Source organism: Flavobacterium mesophilum (assembly GCF_039581405.1).
GTDB lineage: Bacteria > Bacteroidota > Bacteroidia > Flavobacteriales > Flavobacteriaceae > Flavobacterium.
The window spans coordinates 272891-293152 of the sequence record NZ_JBCPXZ010000007.1 but is presented as its reverse complement, the minus strand read 5'-3'; the positions used below and the strand labels follow the sequence as shown (position 1 = coordinate 293152).

At 33.2% G+C, this 20262-nt stretch carries 16 protein-coding genes; 11 read left to right on the top strand and 5 right to left on the bottom strand.

Translation table 11 applies throughout. The annotated features are described in order from the left end of the window. The first annotated feature begins 91 nt into the window (after nt 1–91). Together AAYQ19_RS20425 and AAYQ19_RS20420 are read left to right on the top strand one after the other, a co-directional pair. On the top strand, nt 92–1615 hold the full coding sequence (locus AAYQ19_RS20425; protein ID WP_343538902.1) for a MauE/DoxX family redox-associated membrane protein: 1524 nt from the start codon (nt 92–94) through the stop codon (nt 1613–1615). Nucleotides 1616–1707: 92 nt separating this feature from the next. Next, the gene (locus AAYQ19_RS20420; RefSeq protein ID WP_343538901.1) at nt 1708–1983 is read left to right on the top strand and encodes a hypothetical protein; all 276 of its coding nucleotides are present in this window, start codon (nt 1708–1710) and stop codon (nt 1981–1983) included. 58 nt (nt 1984–2041) lie between these two features. On the opposite strand, the gene AAYQ19_RS20415 is transcribed toward AAYQ19_RS20420, so the two are convergent. Genes AAYQ19_RS20415 through AAYQ19_RS20405 form a run of 3 tightly spaced genes read right to left on the bottom strand, consistent with a single transcriptional unit; the run spans nt 2042 to nt 9100 of the window. Further along, nucleotides 2042–4636 (bottom strand): alpha/beta hydrolase family protein, encoded by a 2595-nt coding sequence (locus AAYQ19_RS20415; RefSeq protein ID WP_343538898.1) that lies wholly within the window; start codon nt 4634–4636, stop codon nt 2042–2044. Beyond that, nucleotides 4636–6063, bottom strand: a complete 1428-nt coding sequence (locus tag AAYQ19_RS20410; protein ID WP_343538896.1) for a RagB/SusD family nutrient uptake outer membrane protein — start codon at nt 6061–6063, stop codon at nt 4636–4638. Before AAYQ19_RS20410 ends, AAYQ19_RS20415 begins: the two co-directional genes overlap by 1 nt. A 16-nt stretch (nt 6064–6079) precedes the next feature. Then, nucleotides 6080–9100, bottom strand: a complete 3021-nt coding sequence (locus AAYQ19_RS20405) for a SusC/RagA family TonB-linked outer membrane protein (RefSeq protein ID WP_343538895.1) — start codon at nt 9098–9100, stop codon at nt 6080–6082. 988 nt (nt 9101–10088) lie between these two features. Here AAYQ19_RS20405 and AAYQ19_RS20400 point away from each other — a divergent pair. From AAYQ19_RS20400 to AAYQ19_RS20385, 4 genes are read left to right on the top strand one after another with little or no spacing between them, the layout of a single operon-like run. Further along, the gene (locus AAYQ19_RS20400; protein WP_343538894.1) at nt 10089–11165 is read left to right on the top strand and encodes an AbiTii domain-containing protein; all 1077 of its coding nucleotides are present in this window, start codon (nt 10089–10091) and stop codon (nt 11163–11165) included. 47 nt (nt 11166–11212) lie between these two features. Next, nucleotides 11213–12115 carry a hypothetical protein gene (locus tag AAYQ19_RS20395; protein ID WP_343538893.1) on the top strand — a complete coding sequence of 301 codons (903 nt, stop codon included), beginning with the start codon at nt 11213–11215 and terminating at the stop codon, nt 12113–12115. Further along, a complete protein-coding gene (locus AAYQ19_RS20390) occupies nt 12112–12621 on the top strand; it encodes an SLATT domain-containing protein (RefSeq protein ID WP_343538892.1) in 510 nt (169 codons plus the stop codon). Before AAYQ19_RS20395 ends, AAYQ19_RS20390 begins: the two co-directional genes overlap by 4 nt. A gap of 46 nt (nt 12622–12667) precedes the next feature. Continuing rightward, the gene (locus AAYQ19_RS20385) at nt 12668–13717 is read left to right on the top strand and encodes a ComEC/Rec2 family competence protein (RefSeq protein ID WP_343538891.1); all 1050 of its coding nucleotides are present in this window, start codon (nt 12668–12670) and stop codon (nt 13715–13717) included. 67 nt (nt 13718–13784) lie between these two features. Here AAYQ19_RS20385 and AAYQ19_RS20380 read toward each other — a convergent pair whose 3' ends face one another. Together AAYQ19_RS20380 and AAYQ19_RS20375 are read right to left on the bottom strand one after the other, a co-directional pair. Continuing rightward, the gene (locus AAYQ19_RS20380) at nt 13785–13961 is read right to left on the bottom strand and encodes a BF3379 family histone-like protein (protein ID WP_131424719.1); all 177 of its coding nucleotides are present in this window, start codon (nt 13959–13961) and stop codon (nt 13785–13787) included. A 76-nt stretch (nt 13962–14037) separates the two neighbouring features. Next, nucleotides 14038–15720, bottom strand: coding sequence for an AraC family transcriptional regulator (locus AAYQ19_RS20375; protein WP_343538888.1), 1683 nt, complete (start codon nt 15718–15720; stop codon nt 14038–14040). A 335-nt stretch (nt 15721–16055) separates the two neighbouring features. Between AAYQ19_RS20375 and AAYQ19_RS20370 the strand changes: the two genes are divergently transcribed. From AAYQ19_RS20370 to AAYQ19_RS20350, 5 genes are all read left to right on the top strand, one after another. After that, complete coding sequence (locus tag AAYQ19_RS20370; RefSeq protein ID WP_343538887.1) at nt 16056–16748, top strand: hypothetical protein; 693 nt, start codon at nt 16056–16058, stop codon at nt 16746–16748. A 302-nt stretch (nt 16749–17050) separates the two neighbouring features. Beyond that, nucleotides 17051–17938, top strand: a complete 888-nt coding sequence (locus AAYQ19_RS20365; RefSeq protein WP_343538885.1) for a helix-turn-helix domain-containing protein — start codon at nt 17051–17053, stop codon at nt 17936–17938. Nucleotides 17939–17973: 35 nt separating this feature from the next. Continuing rightward, entirely contained in the window at nt 17974–19179 is a 1206-nt protein-coding gene (locus AAYQ19_RS20360; RefSeq protein WP_343538884.1) for a hypothetical protein, read from the top strand. Between the two features lie 100 nt (nt 19180–19279). Next, the gene (locus AAYQ19_RS20355) at nt 19280–19474 is read left to right on the top strand and encodes a YqaE/Pmp3 family membrane protein (RefSeq protein ID WP_343538883.1); all 195 of its coding nucleotides are present in this window, start codon (nt 19280–19282) and stop codon (nt 19472–19474) included. 236 nt (nt 19475–19710) lie between these two features. Beyond that, nucleotides 19711–20184 (top strand): hypothetical protein, encoded by a 474-nt coding sequence (locus AAYQ19_RS20350; protein ID WP_343538881.1) that lies wholly within the window; start codon nt 19711–19713, stop codon nt 20182–20184. Nucleotides 20185–20262 lie beyond the last annotated feature (78 nt).

Below are 20262 nucleotides of genomic sequence, written 5' to 3'. Positions count from 1 at the left end.
ATAAGTGCACAGAAAAATAACCTATCTAAATTTGTATGAACAATTTTTGGTCAATAGATAATATTCGCTGTAAAATTAAAAAGAACAGGTTATGAATTTAAAGTGGAAAAATACCGTAATTGAAATTATATGCCTCTTGTATATACTTCTTTTTGTGTATGCAGGGATAAGCAAACTACTAGATTATAATGACTTTAGAATCCAGCTTGGACAATCTCCGATTTTGAGCCCGTTTGCCGGCTGGGTTTCGATTTTAGTCCCAATTTCAGAGTTTATAATTTCTTTTCTTTTAGCATTTAAAACAACTAGGCGGATAGCATTGCTATCTGCTTTCAGTCTGATGATTCTGTTTTCATTTTACATTTATATAATATTGAATTATAGTACATTCATTCCCTGTTCCTGTGGAGGAATTTTAGAGAAAATGTCATGGAAACAGCATTTAATTTTTAATCTGATTTTTGCTGTATTGGGAGGCTATGCATTTTTGCTGTTTCCAAATAAATCAAATGGCAGCAATTGCACAAAACAAATTAACTTCAAAATTGCCTTGCTTTTAAGTGTCTTTTTTAGCGCAGGATTGACAATGGCAGTTTTGTTTAGTTTTTCTGAACATATAGTCCATTATAAAAATAGATTTATAAGGCGTTTTCCCCAGCATGCTGCTCAGGAAGTATACAAGATTGACTTAAAATTTAATTCGTATTATTTTGCAGGATTTGGTGATGGAAAGTTATACTTAGGAAATTATACTTCGCCATTTAGGATTGTTGTTTTTGATACTTTGTCAAAGGCGAAAAGCAATTTTCAAATTACCTTAAAGGAAAAAGAACTTCCATTTTCCAGACCCAAGATAAAAGTATTTGAGAATAATTTTTTTCTATATGAAGGCACCGTTCCATACCTTTTCAAAGGCGAAACACGCAGCTGGTATGGAAAACTTAAGCTAAATGGCGGCTACTTATTTTCAAGTGTCGAGCCTATGGATTCATTAAATATGGCAGTGAGATATTTGGTTCCAAAAACAGGTGAGAATGCATTGGGCAATTTAAATTTAAATAACACAGAAAAAGCGAAATTTAATAAAGAGCTTTTAAGAAAACAGTTTGACGGGATTTTTGATACTGATGGTATTCTGACTTATAACAATCAGCTTAATAGAATGATTTACGCCTATTACTACCGCAATAAGTTCTTTGTCATTAAACCAAACCTTGAGCTTGATTTTAAAGGAAACACGATTGATACCATAAGCCATGCCCAAGTTGAACTTATGAAGTATAAGAACAGCAGAATGAAAACTTTTGCCAAACCTCCTCTAACAGTTAACAAAGCAATCGCCACCTATGGGAGATTCTTATATGTTAATTCAGCTCTGCCGGGTTTGTATGAATCAGAAAAAATCTGGAAAACGGCAAGCATAATTGATGTTTATGATTTATCAAATAGAACATATCGCTCCAGTTTTTTAATATATGATTCAGCAGGAAAAAAAGTAAAGGCAATGGCAGTATACGGACCATTTATTTATGTCTTGATAGGCAATCAGTTAATATGCTACAAACTGCGCAATTATCTGGCGCAAGATAAATCAGTCCGTAAATCAACAAATTAAAAAGAATTAAAAATATATCGAGGCCGCGATGTCAGGGATCAGATCGAAAACCTGAAATAGAGTAGATCGTAACTATACAAATCTTTATTATTATGAAAAAAATCTTTTCAAAAGGATTAATGGCACCTTTAGCTGTCATGATCTTAGGAGGAGCAGGAGCATTTGTAACTACTTCAATGGGCAGTACAAAAACTCTTGCAAATGTAACAGGATACCGTTATGTTTCACAGCAGGATCCATGTCATGCCGACATTCAATGTACGACTGATAATAACGGTGTGATTTGTACTTCTGGAAGTTCTCAATTATTCCAAAAAGTGAGCGAGAACAACTGTGACCTTCCGCTGTACAAAATTCCAAATCCTTAATTTGCATTAAACTAATTTAACCTGGCAACGCTGTTTTCTATCGAAAACAGCGTTGCTTTTATTTTGGTTCCATCCAATGTGATTTAGGATATCCCTTTAGAAAAAAATTAAACCATTCCAATGTTTTTTCTGTAAGGTCTTTTTGATTGTCAGGCTTTCCCAAGACATGGTTGTCATTTGGATAAAGGAGCATGATATGCTCTTTCTGAAGTCTTCTTAAGGCGAGATAAAATTCCTTGCTTTGGATGGGATCAACCTGCATGTCTAAATTGCCGCTGAAAGACAATAACGGCGTGGTGATATTTGCGGCATTTTTTAGCGGTGAATTGTTTTGATAGTTATTGTAGTCACTGAATAGATCTGTACCCATTCTCATTTGGTAATGCTCGTACCGCCAAGCTTCAGGAGTATAAATTACTTTATTGTAGGATAAGTAATGGCTGTTGAAATCTGCCACTGCGGCTCCAGCAACGGCGGCGGCAAACATATTGGTCTGTGTCACTATAAAAAAAACTTCATAGCCTCCGAAGGAATGTCCCGTAAGGCCAATTTTTTTTCTATTAACTGGATAGTCGTCAGTTATCTTATTCACTGCACTTGTAACGCAGTCAAGAGCAGAAAATCCAGGATTTCCTATCTGATAGTCAATATCTGGAAGCAATACAAAATATCCGTTGCTGGTGTAGTTTGATACATTGAGTGATGATCCGTTTAGAAAAGTTGGATTGTTGTAACGATGAAGAAGATAGGTCTGCTTTTGATAGATATTTACAACCATCGGGTAGCTTTTAGCAGGATCGTAATCAGCAGGAAAAAACACAACACCATTTAGAACTGCACCTTTTGAGTTTCTGTATGATATTAGTTTTGAGCGTCCCCAAAAGAAATTTGTATGCTGAGGGTTGGATTTAAAAACAGTCTTCCCATCAACTTTTATCTGTGGGGGCGAATCAAAATCTTCACTGATGTAAGCAAAGCTTTTCTTGTTTTCAGCTTTGATAATTCCATGCAGATATTTTTCATCATAAGCTATTTTTTGAAGTTTTCGGTCTGCGTCAAGTAGCATGTAACCAGAAGAGCTGTTGTCAATTTTTGAAACCCGAATAACAGCGTTTTTTCCAGGATTTATAATCTGATTTTTTGTGATGTAATTTCCATTGAAATTAGATTTCAAAGCATTGAACCTATGGATATCCTGATTTTTTCTGCCGAAGGTCAGCTGTCTGTAAGATGCGTTTTTGGTGTCGAATTCCCAGATGTCAAACTGGTCATAAAGAAAAACGCTTTGGTCTTCTTCTGACCATCCTGCATAACCGTACGAATACGGAGTTTCAGCAATCTGATTCTGATTATCAGTAAATGAAAATCTAAGGTTTTTGGTCAGGCATACATGGCTTTCCTTTTCAAAAGAATATAGCCACCAATTGCGATCTTTAAAATAAAGAAAATACTTTCCATCTGGCGAGAAAGAGACAGTATTTGCATTTACTGCCTGATAGTCAAGAAATTTTTTTTTAACGCCTGTTTTAATGTTATATATCCAATAGTTGATATCAGGATTCTGCTTGAAACTTGGCTTGTTTTCATTTTCATTATAGAGCAGTATATTTTCTTGGTTTAGGTTGACTAGAGCCTGATTATGAATCTCATCCACAACTTGCCTAACTGTATTTCTTTCAGGATTCCACACTATTAGTTTTGGTGACTTTTTTGAATCTCCGATTAATATTCTTCGGGGATATAAATCCTTATCCTTTGTGTTCCACACCTGAATGCCATACTTGTTCTCATTTTCTGCTGTGTTTGATTCTTTGACATTTAAAAATAAATTCTCTTCATTATCGGAGATTGCAAAAGAGCTGTCATATTTAAGATCTAGTTCCTTATTTGGAATGTATTGCGTTAAATCTGAAGCAGTGAGTCGGTATATTTTTTTTTCGCAAACCTTATAAAAATAAAGAAATTTATATTTATTATCACTGGAAGAAAAACCGCCAAAAGCAAGTGAATTTCCCTTGTAATGCCATTTAAGATTTGAAAATAAAATGTCTTTATTCCTTGTTACAGTAACCTGCGAGTTATTTTTAAGATCAAGGATAGAAATTTTATTTTGATCGGATGATTCGAAAATAGCAATTTTAGATCCATCGGGACTTATCTTGTGGCTAGATACGTTTCTAATGGTTCTGATAATTTTTCCTTCATAGGAGCAAACCTGCAAAAGATACCTTTCATCTTTAATTTCTCCCTGCAAAATGATGCATTTATTAGAAGGTGTGTAGCTGCTTATACAGGGTAATTTAGCAAAAGCGCCTATTTTTAAATTGAGTATATTTAAAACGTTTCCAGGCATCATCCAGGCTAGAAAATTGTCCTTTAAAAATTCAGCATTGTTACCTTTTGGAATACTAATTGTTTTACTGCTTTTGATATTCTGAACAAATAAAGTGTCTTGATGTGATTCATAAGATACGATATAGCTTATCCAGCTGGCATCGTCAGATATTTTTAAATCCTGCAGGGTACTCCAAAGTTTGTAATCTTCGGTAGATAAGTTTTTCAATTTTTTAATCTGCCCCATTGCGGGGCAGATTATCATAAGCAAAAGGCTACTAATCCAAAATGTTTTGCTGATGGGAATTAATAATTTCATTAGTATCCGTTATTTTGAGGTTGCAGGTTTTTATTTAGGTTTAATTCTGTCTCAGGGATAGGGAGATTGCTTTCGAAACTGTCCCATCCTGATTTTGTAAGGGATAGTGTCTGTTCTAAAACACCGAATCTTTTAAGATCGAAAAAACGAGATCCCAATTCAGTGAATAATTCCAACTGTCTTTCTTTTAAAACGGTCTGCAATATTTCATTCTGCGACACCGCTTCAGTATTTAAAAGTCCGGCCGCATTTCTAATGCGATTTAAGTCTTCCTTGCTTCCTATTAAATCTCCTTCATAAGCTCTTGCTTCAGAACGTATAAGGTAAACTTCATTCAAACGAAGCAGAATTGAATATTCAGTAGAAACTGTGGTGCTTTTACTTTTATATTTTGAAGGATAAAACCAAGTCGCATTGCCATCAGAAACGGACGAAATCCAGAACTGTTTTCTCTTGTCAGCTGGTTGGAAAGAATTGATAAAATCTAAACTTAATGCCGATAAAGGCGGAGGTCCGATAGTAAAAACAAAGGTTTGAGCTTCAAGTGTATTTGAACCGTTTAAGGAAGGAGCAAACTGCCAAATTGTGGATTTGCTTTCCTTTAAGAAGACTTTGCTTGGATCATTCTCAAAAACATATAAAGCAGTATTATTTATTACAGCGGAAGCTTCATTTGAAGATTCTGCCCACTGCTGCGTATATAGATAGACTTTTGCAAGAAGAAAATGTGCAGCAAATTTATTCGGTCTTGTCCTGTCTGAGCTTTTATATGCTGACGGAAGAAGAGTCTGTGCTAACACTAAATCTTCAATGCAGTGTCTATAAACTGTATTTTGGGTTTCTTTTACAGCAACAGCATTCTTTTTGTAGTCAGTTGTTTTAATATAAGGTATGTCTCCAAAAAGATTTGTAAGATAAAGGTGGATAAATGCTCTGGTAAACAATGCTTCACCTTTTAGGTGATCGCGATCTGTCTGTGCAAGCGTTTCAGAAGAGTTTACACCTTCAATCACAGCATTAGCCCCGTAAATCTGATTGTAACTTTCATTCCATAAAAATTTAACTGCAGAATTAGACTGTAAGACAATATTGTTATAAAAAGCTGCGGTTCCATCCTGTGGATTTCCGTAAAATTTAAGTTCATCGGCATAATTCCCAAGTAAATGAGAAAGTCCAGATGTATTACCGCTAAAAAGCCCATTGTCTCGCATCTTTGCATAAACTTGTGTCATAGCCGCATTGGCAGTTGTCCTGTCTTCAAAAACACTTTTGGAAGTTAGCTGTGAATTTGGAAGATCTACTTCTACAAAACTATCGCAACCAGATAGAATGACCAGAAAAACAAGATTTGAAAAATAAAATTTAAAGTGCTGTTTTAAATCCGTCAAAGCTATCAGCTTCACGGATAAGTTATCAAGAGATTTCATATCGTTATTTATTAGATTAAAAATTAAATTGCAATCCCGCAGTAAATACTTTCAGAGGAGGCAGATAGCCCAAGGCAGTAAATTCTGGATCTGCACCATCAAAATTTGTAAAAGTCAGCAGATTTTGTCCTTCAAAAAATACCTTGCATTTGAAATCTTTCAGAGGAATATCATAGGAAAGCGAGATATTTTTTAACCTGATGTACGATGCATCACTAATAGCTCCGTCACTGTCAAAATAATTGTAATAAGCACTATATGCTGTGCTGTTATTCCCAGTACTATAAATCTGATATGGAGCTGTATCGCCAGGCTGTTTCCAGCTATTAACCGATGAAGCAAGCTGATTGCCTTGAGATCCTGGCATCACGAAATAAGAAGATGCGTTATAATTTTTCTGCTTTACAAATTGGAAGAGAAAGTCAAGCTGCCAGTTCTTATATTTTAAAGTATTCTGTAGTCCTCCATAATAGTTGGGTGTCAGATCCGTTATTGTTTTTTTATCTTCCAAAGGTGTAATGATGCCATCATTATTTACATCTTCAAATTTATAAACCCCAGTCTGTGTATCCACTCCCGTGTAGTGATAAACCTTTTTAATATTTAGCGGCTGGCCGATTACCAAAGTATTGGCGTAAGTGGAATTTTCTAAATTTGGAAATTCCAGCAATTTTGTTTTGGCAAAAGTCAAATTTAAATTACTTGTCCAGCTCCAGTTGCTGTTCTGTATGTTAACTGTGCGGAGTGTAAATTCTGTTCCTTTATTTTGAACCACCGCATTAAGATTGGACTGTATTGAAGAGAAGCCTGTAGTGCCCGGCATAGGAATCCCAGTAAGCTGATTTGAAGATCTGTTATCATAGAAACTGGCGGTTAAAAATATGCGATCACCAAATAATCCTGCTTCAATTGCGGCTTCTAACTTTTTATTGGTTTCCCAGCTGAAGTAAGGGTTAAATAGTCGGCTTGGCTGTAGACCAGTTATACCTCCGTATTTTATACCTGCTGTGTAAGAATCGATGTACTGATAATCTCCAATCTGGTCGCTTCCAGTCGTACCATAGCTTGCACGAAGTTTACCGAAACTTACGAAAGAGTTATCCTTAAATAGATTCTCTTTAGAAAAGATCCATGCGGCTCCAACGGCACCAAAATTTGCAAACTGCCTGTCAGGACCGAATCTGCTTGATCCGTCCCTTCTTCCAGTTAAATTCAAGATATACTTTTCTCTAAAATTATAGTTTAAGCGGGTATAGAATGCCTGATATTTATAGACCGTTTCATCACTAAGGAGAGTTGATACAGATGTTGCAGAGCCTATATTTGAGATCAGACTATTGCTGGCAAATCCAGAAGCGTATTGTACAAGCTGATTAGTTTTTTGAGATTGAAAAGTGCCTCCTGCTAATATGTTTAAAGTGTGCGGACCATATGATTTACTCCAATTTAGCTGAGGCTCAATAATCCACGACTTGCGCTTTAGATCACCTGCAATAAGGGATGAAAACTCAGGTCCGAGACCATAAGCAGGGTTGTATCGCGTGGAAGGATTAGTTGTGTTCTCATTATTGTTTAAACTTATAAAACCAAAATTGGATTGCAAAATTAGATTGTCCGCGATCTCGTACGAAATAAGTGCGTTTGCAATTAAGTCATTGGTAAGCGCTTTGTATTTTCCAGTTAAGTTCCTAAGAGGATTATTAAAGGTATTGTTTTCCCAATTTAGCGTTCCGTCAGCGTTATACAAAGCAGGGGCATTGGGAGCTACACTAAAGGTTTCTCTCATTAGATCAATCCGAGGCTGATTGTTGTCTTGAGCAGTATAACCTGCATTTAAATTAATTTTAAATTTTTTATTTTCGGATTCGTGATTCACATTCAAATGAAAATTTCCTTTTTTATATCTGAAATCTCCCGGTAGCACAGTTCCCTGTTTATTAAAATTCCCGCTAAAAAGAAATTGAGTCTGCGCTGAACCTCCTGAAACTGACGCGTTCATGTCTATAATGTCTGCAGTTCCTCCAAGCAGCTCCTTTTGCCAGTCAGTGTAGCGGTTTTGATCCCAAGTGCCATTAACATCATATGCGTAGGAGGGAATAGGGTTTATTCCGTCATTTGCAAAAGCCTCTCTTCGCATGGACAGATATTGATCAGTATTCATAAGGTTCATAAATCGCGTTACAGTGGCTGCCCCAGTACTTAGCTTAGCTGAGAATTTGGTTGCACCTGATTTTCCTTTTTTAGTGGTAATCAGAACAACTCCATTAGCCGCGCGTGATCCATAAATAGCAGTAGCATCTGCATCTTTAAGCACTTCTATGCTCTCGATCTGGTCAGGATTGATACTGTTTAATGGATTTGGCTGGGTAGGAAGAACTACAGATGCTGAACCCGATCCGATCGGATCTGAGGCATAAGGCACACCGTCAATAATGTACAGAGGATTGTTTGCACCTGCACGCAGACTGTTTTGTCCACGGATTTTTATGTCAAAACCTCCGCCGGGGATGCCCGTTGTCTGCGTAATTACAACACCGGGCATTCGACCCTGCATAACGGCCAGGACGTTTGTCACTGGTTGATTTTCTATATCCTTCGCAGTAATTCGAGCAATATTTCCGGTGCGTTCTCCTTCCTTGACCGAATAGTAGCCTGCATTTACCTTTACTTCCTGCAGAGTGGTAGTGTCATATTTCAAAACAATATCAATTTTGTTCCTGCCATTAATTGGAATGATTGCAGTCTTAAAACCGATATAAGAAACAAAAAGGGTATCTCTAGCTGCAGCAGAAATAGAATACTGGCCATTGTAATCGCTAATAGCAGCTGATCCAGATCTGTTCTTAATCGTTATTGAAACGCCAGGCAAAGGACTTGAGCCGTCCGAGACGACGCCTTTAATCTGTTGCTGCTGATTATGGATTGAACTGATACTAGCCGAGTTGCTAGCATAGAGAGATGAGAAAGAGACAGTAATGCCAAATAAAAACAGGCAATAAAGCGCTTTCCCATCCTTGTAAAATGAAAAATAATTCATAATATTGGGATTGGTTAGTTAAATATGGATTTGATTAGCTAAAAGCTCTCTATGTTAGTTTGGCGACGAGATAGAGAGCTATTTTTTTGTATGAAGCAAAATTGCTTAATACATCAGCATTTAAGTATTATTTAATTCAGTGGCTATATTGATTAAAATGTTTGACTTAAAAAGCGAATGTCAAATTAAACAAAGAAGAGGTGCTATGAATTTTAAGAAGAATTGTCGCTAAATAAAGTGACGTGGAACTCGACTTATTGTTTAGAAGGATTTACTGGACTACCTGCGCACAAATAAGTGAGCCCACGCACTTTTAAGCGTAGGCATTTGCACTTATCGTCTTGCGCGCTAAAAAAGTGTCCAGTTTTTCTAAGCAAGATTCAAAGCGAATGCTTCAAATATTTTTTTATGAAGTATCGCAAAAATATGTATTTCATTACAAATATAACAAAATATTTTAAAATGCGCATTTTCGTACGCATTATTTTTTTTGTATTAGCTTTTCTTTGTTATAATGGGCGACACAAGTAAAATAATATGTAAGTATATTTATAAGAACTGGATTGAAACTTATAAGTCTCAACGTGCCTTTGGATTAGATCATGGGATTGAAGAAAGCATTGTCAGAAAAATAAAAAATACTGCACTGCACCATGAAAAATCAAACTACAATATTCCAGTTAATACCTTGAATAAAATTTGTGAGGCTAAAAATATTAAGCTTTCAGAATTTTTTAAACTTATAGAATATTAATTAGAGGAGATGCTTAAGGCATCTTTTTTTATTTCTATACAAATTAAATCGAGTAATTATACTTGAGTTTATAATAATCTTATTAACTACTTTGCACCAAAATTTAGATGCTTACAAGAATTTATTTTTAAAAGTAACAAATTTTTAATGATGTAAGTCTATTTTAGAATAATACTGGAATGATTGATCCATTTACATTGGGGTAGGATTAATAATTATAATATAAAAATTTGAATGAAAGAATTACTCAGAAAATTATTAAATAACGAAGGGAAAGTGAGTCTCCTGTTACTTGAAGCTTTAGAACTAGTCGAAACCTCAGGAGATAAGGATTTAGTTAATTATATTGAAAACGAACTAAACGGATATAAATCTAGGGAGCTACCGAATTATAGAAAAATTAAAGGCGAGATCATTGCTGATATTCAGAATCCTTATGGTAGGCTTGAAAAAAATATTCCTATAAACATCGGTAAATTATCTGAAGAAATTGGTTTAGATGTGACAGTAGTTCAAGTTTATGACGGTATTGGCTTTGTTGAAGAAAATTTAAATCACTTATCAAGTAGTAATGTAAATAGACCTTTACCAGAACCTTTGGTTGAATCTCTAAATCAGATTGTTCAATACAATAATCCAGGAGTTACTGTTATATCGGCTGCTCATCGATTTTCAAAAACAGGACTGCAACATATTCCAATTAAAGTTAGGGAAGAATTAATTAAAGGATTACAGAATATTAATAAACGATCGAAGGAAAATACAGAGTTAGTGAAGAAAATTGAAGTTGAAGGTGACAAAAAAATTAAAGTTTTTGTTACTTATGCTTGGGAAGATAATAATTACAATGATAAGATTATTTCATTTGTCGACTTTTTAAGGAAAAAAGGTTTTGATGCTACTATGGATAGAGCGGCGACTCAAAATGAAACAGCTACTAATCTTAATAAAATGATGGTAACAGGCATTAATCAGGCAGATAAAGTTATAGTGGTTTTATCAGCAAAGTATAAAAAGAAAGCTGATGTTTTTGAAGGCGGGGTTGGCACGGAATTTCAAATAATTTTAGAAGAACTTAAGACAAAAATTAATAAGTTCATATTTGTGTCATTTGGAGATGAAGAATTTGAAAAAATTGTGCCGACAGGAATTATAGGAAGAGAGATACTTGATCTAAAAAAAGACCAAGATGACAATGATTTTAACTTATTATTCAGTAAAATTTTGAGCAGAAACGTAATTCAATTTAGTGATGTTGAAGAAAATATTCCAGAAGTTAAAACAAGAGAAATCAAACCATTTAGATTATAGTATAACTATACTAATTTTTACATAAAACTATTTTAAAAAAAACATAGATGCAAAGCCAATATATAGATAAAGATACTCTTATAGATTTTTATGGTCCAATTGTTAAATCTTACTCGATTGACTATTTAGGAAAAATTTCTTCTGTAGAAGATATAAACTCATTATTATTTGTCGATGAAAATAAAAAGGATATAGGCGAATTAATTAATATAGCGGATGATCTTTCGGATAAGTATATTAGTTCTTTTGTTTACAGGTTGGTTGGAGTAAATGAAATTATTTTCTGCAGAGAAACTGACAATATACTTGATGTAATAGAAGTATGGAAGTTAATATCAAAGTCTATTCGTGTAATTCCATCAGAGCTTACAATATCTTCAATAGGTTCACAAGGATTTTTATCAATTCCGCTATTCAAAAAAGAGGCATCTCTTGAAAGTTTTGATTTTATTAGACTACATATTTGGGATGATTCACTTGATGAATATATGGATTTGCAAAAGTGCTTGGATTTTTCAATTCATTCACATACTTTTTTTGCGAAAAGTTGGATTATAGCGGGAAAAGTTAAAAATGATAGATATCACTATGACTCAAATTCTAAAAATTCAACTCATTCTTTTTTTGAAGTTCAGTATAATAAATCATTAAATGAAGTAAATCAGCATTCTTCCAAGGCTGTCAATAAAAATATTAACGCAAAACTGACTAAAATAAGTGAAGAGGTTCACTTCGATGGTGGTTATTATGAGATTAAACCAAGTAGATTACATCAATCAGGACATTTAAATTCTCCAAATGCTTCTGCAACATTTTTCTCCTTCACGGGAAAAGATGGCTTAGGGGAGTCATTTGTAATTGGTCCAAAAGATATTGAAGAGTCAGAAATAAATAGGAAAATGAATATCTCACCAATTTATTTACTTGATAAAATTGAAAAACAATTATGAATAGATCAGAACTTCTTTTATTGGATTGGATGAGAAAAATTCATCAGCTTGAATATGCACATTGTTATCAATCCCTTTTCTATGCAAAATTGGAAAAATGGGTCGGAATTTCATCATTTGTTTTAACAACTACTGTTGCGTTCACTTATAGATTCCCATTTATTAGTTATCCTTGGGTTAAAGAGTGGATTCTACCTTTAATAGCTTTTATCGTAGCAATTCTATCTGCTTACCAAGCTTTCATAAAACCAAGTGAAAAATCTGAGACACATAGAAAGTTAGGATTACAATACGAAAAGATTAGGCATGAGATAGAATCTGTGTATTTATTAGCTAAAGATGAAGAACATCCAGAACTAGAAACAAAAAAAACAGTAATCAAAGGTAAATGGGATGCTTTAGATACGTTATATGTCAATGAATGTTATTTTAAAAAGGCAAAAGACAAAGTAAATTCTTTTAAGAAATATCCAAAAGAATTAGATTTTATACCAGATAGGAAGTAATTGATTAATTACTGTTATTTTTTTAATAAATCTTAAAATATGTAGAATGGTAGGAACTATTAAATTATTAGATGTTGGCGATGGAGATGCAATAATTGTATCACTAGATAAAGAAAATCAAAATCTAATTATTGTTATTGATGGGGGTAAAAGCGGGCATTATGAAACTAAGGTAAAACCTGAACTTGTAAAATTGTTACGTGAAAAAGGTAAAGATGCACCGGATATTGTTGTAGCCACGCACTATGATAGTGATCATATTGGTGGATTAATTCCATTGATTGATGATTATATTACTAATATTCGAGAGATATGGGTTCATTGTTCACCAGAGCTAAATCATAAAGCTTTAACAATTTACGATTCACGAGAAGAACTAAAACATTTAAAGTCTCGTGAACAGTTCTTGTTTGAAAGTAATCTGATGTTAACAAATTCACATATAAAGGAAGATGCAATTATGACAAAATCGAGCTTTATTATTGAATCATTAAAGCAACTTGATACTTTTCTTGGTAAAATACCTCCTCACAAAATTAGGCAGGTATATCATGGAGACTCATACGAGGGATGGCCAGAAATAAAAGTTTTAGGACCAACTAAAGAATATTATGATAGTCTATTTCCAAAGGATTTATCTTTAGAACAGTTGGTCATTCAGGAAACAATTGATTACAGAAGTGAAGGTATTATAAATTCCCATAGATTTATGGAGCTAGCTACTTATTTAAGTGATCCTTGTCAAAGCCTTAAAACGGAATCAACTGCTAAATTGACACCAACAAATAAAGCAAGCATCATAATTTCCATAAAAAAAAATGATGATAAATTTTTATTCACGGGGGACGCGGGAATTAATTCTTTTAAAAACATTCCAGATTGGAAAAATGAATTAAGTAATCTTTATTGGCTAAAAATACCGCATCATGGCAGTGATAATAACATTTCAACCGAAATAATAGATATTATGCAACCAAAATATGCCGACAATTCTGGAGATAGGCATCAAGATAATAATGTTATTGCATGCCTTGAGAGAAATGCTATAAGGGTGAGGTCAACAAAAAATAACGGTGACCTACATATGGAGATATAAATTTATAATTCGCTAATATATCAAAAGCCCTTTCAGTATAGGCGAAAGGGCCTTTGATTTATAAACTCTATTTCTTTGATTCCTCTATAGAAACTTTTCTAAACTCTTTCAAAAGTTTTTCAATTTCTAATGAAGATTTACGAGCTCTTGCCCCAGCAGCTTTAACACCTTTCTCTGATAATGATTCAGATTCAGTTTTGAACGTTTCGATTTCAGCATTTATTTTTGCTATAAGATCTTTCATAGTCGTTGTTATTTTTTAATTACAGCGCAAATGTAAAATTTTAAACCACAATTAGAATGACGTATCAATAGTATTATTAGAGATTTTCTTTTTTAATCTGCTCAATAAAAAATGCAGTAGGCATACCTGTTTTAGTTTTAAAAACGTTTACAAAAAGCTGTGTGCTGCTAAAACCAGCTTCCTCTGCTAGAGCCTTATTTGTAAACATCCTTGCTTTCTTATCAATTTGCAGTAATTCAATTACATAATCTATCCTTAGGTCATTGATGTATTCGGTAAAAACTTTGTCACGATAATGGCGAATTATATTTGACAAATATCTTGGGTTTGAATTAAAAGCGGACGAAAGTTTGGAAAGATTCATGTCTTTTTCAAGGAACTTATTTTCTTTTTCAAATTTTTCGAGCTGCTTAAGTATGAGTGCGACAGTTTCTGGATTTATATCCAAGATTGCTGGTTTTTCGTTTCTTTGACGCGGCTTAGAAGTCTGATCGGTTATATTGTTTTTCTGCATCAGTTCATCATAATTTTTTTTGTATAATTTTCTATTTCGATAATAACGAAATGTCAGAAATAGAAAACTTAAAAATAGAAGAATAGTAAATCCTATCAAAACTGAATAATTACTACTCTTCTTATCAAGCAGTCGTTGGATTTTTTCTTTTTCCAGTAGTAATTCCTGAGTCTGGTATTCCTTGTTTATTTTTCCAACTAAATATTTAAAAGTTTCATTAAGGGCACGGTCCGCCTTAAGGAGCTGATCTATATAATATAACTGCAGTTTTGGATTATCTTTTGTTTTATAATAGTTGATTAGCAGTTCGTACATTTCTCTTAAATCGGGACGAATATATCCTTTCGTATTAAAGAGGTAGTCAACTTTTTTGAAATAGGGAATTGCCATTTCGAATTTTCCAAGTGCCCAATAATCTTTTCCTATGTAAAAATATCCTACAGATTCATTTCCAAAATCTTTTTTATGTTTTAAATCCTCTATTGAGGATTGGATTTTTTTAATAGATGATGCATAATCTTTCTTGTAGTATTCATTTATGCCTTCCGAATGAATAAAGTATACCTCCAATTTTTGAATTCCCAGATTTTTACATTCCTGTAAACCTAAAGTATTTATTTCAGTAACATGTCCATAATTTCCTTGGCGATTATAGCAGAGTCCCAATGAGTGCAAAGAATTTAGATAAGGTTGTGAAGCATTTTTTTTAAAGTGAGAAACACACTGCGTGAGAAGGGAGATTGCTTCGTCGTAGTAACCAAGATAATATTTGACAAGAGCAATATGGTATTTTAATTTGTAGGTTAAATACTCGTTATCTGTTCGTGAGATGTAATTATTGGCAATTATATAATTATCTAAAGCTTGATTATGGCGTTTTAAACTGTAGTAAACAATTCCTTTGGTCAAGTATGAAGATCCAATGATGGCATTGTCTCCAGTCTTTTTTGCGGCCAAGACTATACTGTCTGCATATCTTGACCGATACTTTTCTGGGGCAGCATGCATTAAGTTTTGATAGCCATTTACAATCTCATTCCAGTTTTTTTCTTGCTTTGCTTTTTGAAGATACACGTATAGATAGACTCGAGCTTTTGAACTGTCTGTTTCAAATTCTTCAATTTTTTCATCTAAGTATTTGTAACCCTTAGTTTTTAAAGTGTCTGGGAATGTAAGACTGTTTTTTTGGGATAATACAAATTGAGAAATAAACAGGAGAGACAGTAGTAAGGAATTTGGTTTCATAGAAAAAGAAGTTTTGGGGAGTCATACTTTAGCAAAAGTACCGTAGGAAGAAATGCTAAGATAACAATATTCTTACAATATCTTAACTCAAATATAATATAAACTATTGGATTGTAGTGTTTTAATTCTGATTTACTGTAGTGTGGATTTTCCGAAAATCCATACTTTATTTTCGGAAAACCCATAGATATAAGGTTGCAAGAGATTTTTCAAGCGAATAGATTTGCCATGAATTCAAAAGCAAAATGTTCAGCATCGTGCTGAATTAAAGTTCTGCTTATCCGGATGAAATGAACTGAGAAGAAATTCTCATTCAATGTTCAAACAATCTTATCATGAAAAATTTATTAATCACTTATTTCTTATTGTGTCTTTTGACATCTTGTTCTGATGATTCAGATTCTAATCAAACAAAGTTAAATGATATCTCACCTGAGAAATCAAAAAGCAGTACAATAACTCCCGAGAACAAATTAAACCCATTTGACAAAAAGGGACTTTTGTACTATAACGCTCTGCATGATTATCAGGCATTAAATTCAGTTCCCAATTCAATTGGAGAAATTACTAATCAAGTAAAATTTTTATCGTGTCAGATAGCAAAAAGAAGTATTACCCAAAAAGGGGGAATTACATTTAATGATTCCATTGTTGAAGCTATTATGTCTGATCCAGATAGTAGTATGATCAATATAGTACAGAATAGTGCACTTTCTACTAATGCCAAAAGTACTCTTATTATTTTTCTGCAGGGGTTGATTAACCATAGGCAAGTTGATTTTGCTATTTCTTACGCTTATATAGTTGATTTTGAAGAAACCGTCATTGATGATGATCATTTTGATAATGATGAAACTGAGACAATCTTAACTATTACTTCTATTTCCAGATACTCTCTCTATTCAGAATCAGAAAGAAAAGATAAAGATTGGGATTTATCGGCAGGGAATAAACCTGCAAAGAAGTTTTTTTCTACTAATGAAAGTTCAATTGTTTCAATAATAGCTTTACTGCGCAATATATTTTAAAAATGTCTTTCTGATTAAATTTGTTCTGCTATGAAACCACGAATTATTCTTTATGTACTGTTGATCATTTTTAATCTTGTTAGCCTTTATTTCATCATAACCCTTTTTGGTTATGATGAAATAGTTGGTTATCTGATTCAGGGTGGAAGGAAAATTATTGATCCGCGAAAGCTGGCTTATTTACTGTTTCTGACGTGCCTTTTAAATCTGTATTTTTTATCATTAATACTAATTGAAAACTCGTTTGAAAATAAGAGCTAATTGTTGTTTTTGTCAATACAATCTAGTAAACAAAAAAAGAAATGATCAAAGATCTGGTAAATATAAACCTAAATGAGTCTCAGGTAGAAGGTCTGGATGTGCATATAATTAAAAAGTATATTGTCAGTACTTCTTTGAATGAATCTTTTACAACGGAAAATCTATCTATATTGCTAATAAAAACAGGAACGTTTAAAGTTCAGATACAGCAGACTATAGAAGATTTAACTCCTTGGGATTTACTTGTACTACCTCAGAATTCGGATTGTAAAATATTAGAAGTGCATGAGAAGCTTCAGTTATTCATTATTTCATTTTCTTCTGATTTTGCTTTGAAAAATTGCCTGAAAAAGGAGCTTGTTGAATCTTTTTATTTCTTTATACGTAATACGCCAATTAAAATTGCATTGGAAGAAAGGGAGTTTTTGGTGCTCTCACTAGTTTATAAACTTATTTATTTTGTAAGTAGGGATTCTAATAGTAAAGGCATTGATTATGAATTGCAACGTATCAGTTTTAATCTATTTCTTTACGAATTAAAACTTATCTATTCAAAATACACATTGGACTCAGCATTAAATTTTTCAAGAAAAGAAAGCTTAATAATACAGTTTCTTACCATTTTGTCTATTCATTGCAAAAAACAGCATTACGTAAATTTTTATGCTGGTGCTTTATTTGTTACTCCGGGACACCTGAATAAAATAGTTAAACAGCTGACAGGTAAAACTGCAAAAGATTTGATAGTTGAAGCTATTATAATTGAAGCCAAGAATCTTTTGGAAGATACCCAATCTAACATAGGCAAAATAGCAGAAGAATTGGAGTTCAGTAGTATTTCAAGTTTCAGCATCTTTTTCAAAAAGCATACTGCGTTTTCACCTACAATGTATCGTTCGAATTCTATCGAGAGATTTAAACATCGTTAGTTTTCGTTGTATTAATTTCTTAAATTAAACAAACTATGATGAATAAAATATATACTCTAGAATGGTTTGACTCACTTATATCTCAGACATTGAATCCTAATAATACGATACTTGAAAGTCTGTTGCCACAAGATTTTAAAATTATATCTGAACATATTGAAAAAGAATCTAAGATTATCCAAATTTCTTTGAAAAAAGAAATCTTTCTTCTTCGCAGGAAAAGGGAGGTACGGCTTCTGGTTAGAAAATATCATTCAAATCTTGTTTCCTTTATAGATACTGTTATTGAATATCAAAATAGAAATTCTTTAGGAAAACCTGAATTAACTGATATTCTGGATTTGTTGCAGGACAAATTGGAAGAGTTGCTTCTACTTGTCGAAAATCGATTTTCAGAATATTTAAGCCTCGATGAAAGAGTACCTATTACATATCTTATGCTCTCAAGAAATGAACTTGAATCGAAATTTAAAATACTTTCAGATAAAGTGTTCAATGGTCTCGAAAATAATATCATAAGAATTGTTCTTGAAAATGGGCTTCGTTTTCTCAAATCATTTTCTGGTAAAAAAATTACCTACCGTCAGCTTCTTTATCAAAAGGAATTATTAAAAAGTATTAAAAATATTGACGAAAATGAACAGGCAAGCTTCTTTTCGAATATAGACAAAGTTCTTATTGGCAGGAATTTTAACAGTACGGACTATATTGAGCATATAATTGAGCATATAATTGAGCAAATAAGCAAAGAGGTAGAAGAGGAGGAATCAATAGCTTTGCGGATAAATAGACTGCTTTATTATCAAAAAGAATTTGGCAGGATCCATTCAGATGAAAGAATATCCTTCGATCCAAGCCGCAGTAATATTAAATGTGTTTTGGAAAGCTGGTTTAAACAGGAAATCAATTATCTAGAAAGGAATCTCGAATTAGCATTCCAAACTAATAATGAAGCGGACGACAGTATAAATTCTTTAACTGTTTCAGAACCTAAAATTGAGTGCGATCTGTCTGCTGATCAAATTGCATTGATACTCAGAGCAGCAGATGAATCGAGGATAGTGAAAGCGAGATCAATGAATCATTTTTTTAAGATGATAGTTCCATATTTATCAACACCTTTTAAAAGAGAACTGTCTTACCAGTCAGTCAGAAGCAAATCGTACAATGCAGAAGACCGTGATAAATTTATCGCAGTCCAGACTCTGGAAAAAATTATAAAGAAAATAAATTCATATTGAAGGTAAATTACAATCTGCTCGGGCCTTTAGAAGTAGATTTTGAATTAGTACTAAGTAACAAATATTATCATTTACGACATATAATTAAACTAGATTAATCATGACTCTAATTGCTATATTTTTTCCATGTATTTCTTTTCTGTTAAGAGGAAAGATCTTTACAGCCATAATTTGTTTGATTCTGCAAATTACTTTAATAGGATGGGTGCCAGCTGCTATATGGGCGGTTTTATCGCTTCAAAACTCTAGAGCTGACAGGCGTAATAATAAATTAATTAAAGCTATGAGAAAGTAGCTAATACATACTTACTTAATTCAAAGCAGAGAGGAAATGATAAAAATCTATCATTTTCTCTCTGCTTTTTTTGCGTGGTTACCTGTGTTAACTGAGGGTACAAAAAGGTACAACAAAAGTTGTACTTGTAGAGGCAGTATTGTAGTTGTTCCTTTGGCATAAAATAAATCATGTCAAACAATTTGATAATGATTTGCATAGAAGGAGATGAATGTTGAATAATAAATGATGATGCTATGTTTACAAATATTTCATGGAGCAGTTACTTAACTGTTTTAGGTTTGGTGGTCTTGATCTGGTATTTTATAATACTATTAAAGTTTTATTACAAAGATCTTTTAAAGCTCTTTTCAGGAGAAAAGAAACTCAAGTTTACTTCATTTAGAGATATTACGAAAAGTAAAGTACAAGACCCTGGAGAGCATAGATCTTTATCTTCGGCTTTTTCAGAATCATTCGATACTTTGGAAGATGCCGAAGAACTTTCTGTCCGAATACTTCAAGCAGTAAAAGAGAGTAATGAAAAGGAATTTTCAAAAGAACACTTTCAAAACTATCTAAGAATGGTTCTCGATGAATATCCTTATGTGAAGATTTCTTCACTGCGAGAAAACATCAATAAGCTGATGGTATCTGAATCTTCAAAATATCCAAACCTGCTTTTGACTTTAAGCGAGGCAGACAGTTTGTGGGAAGGAAGTGTTTTTTAAAATTCAGCGGAGGAATAATCCCTGTTCTCTCTGGTGCGGTATGGCTTTATGTGACAAGGAGAAAGAGTTGCAACAGTG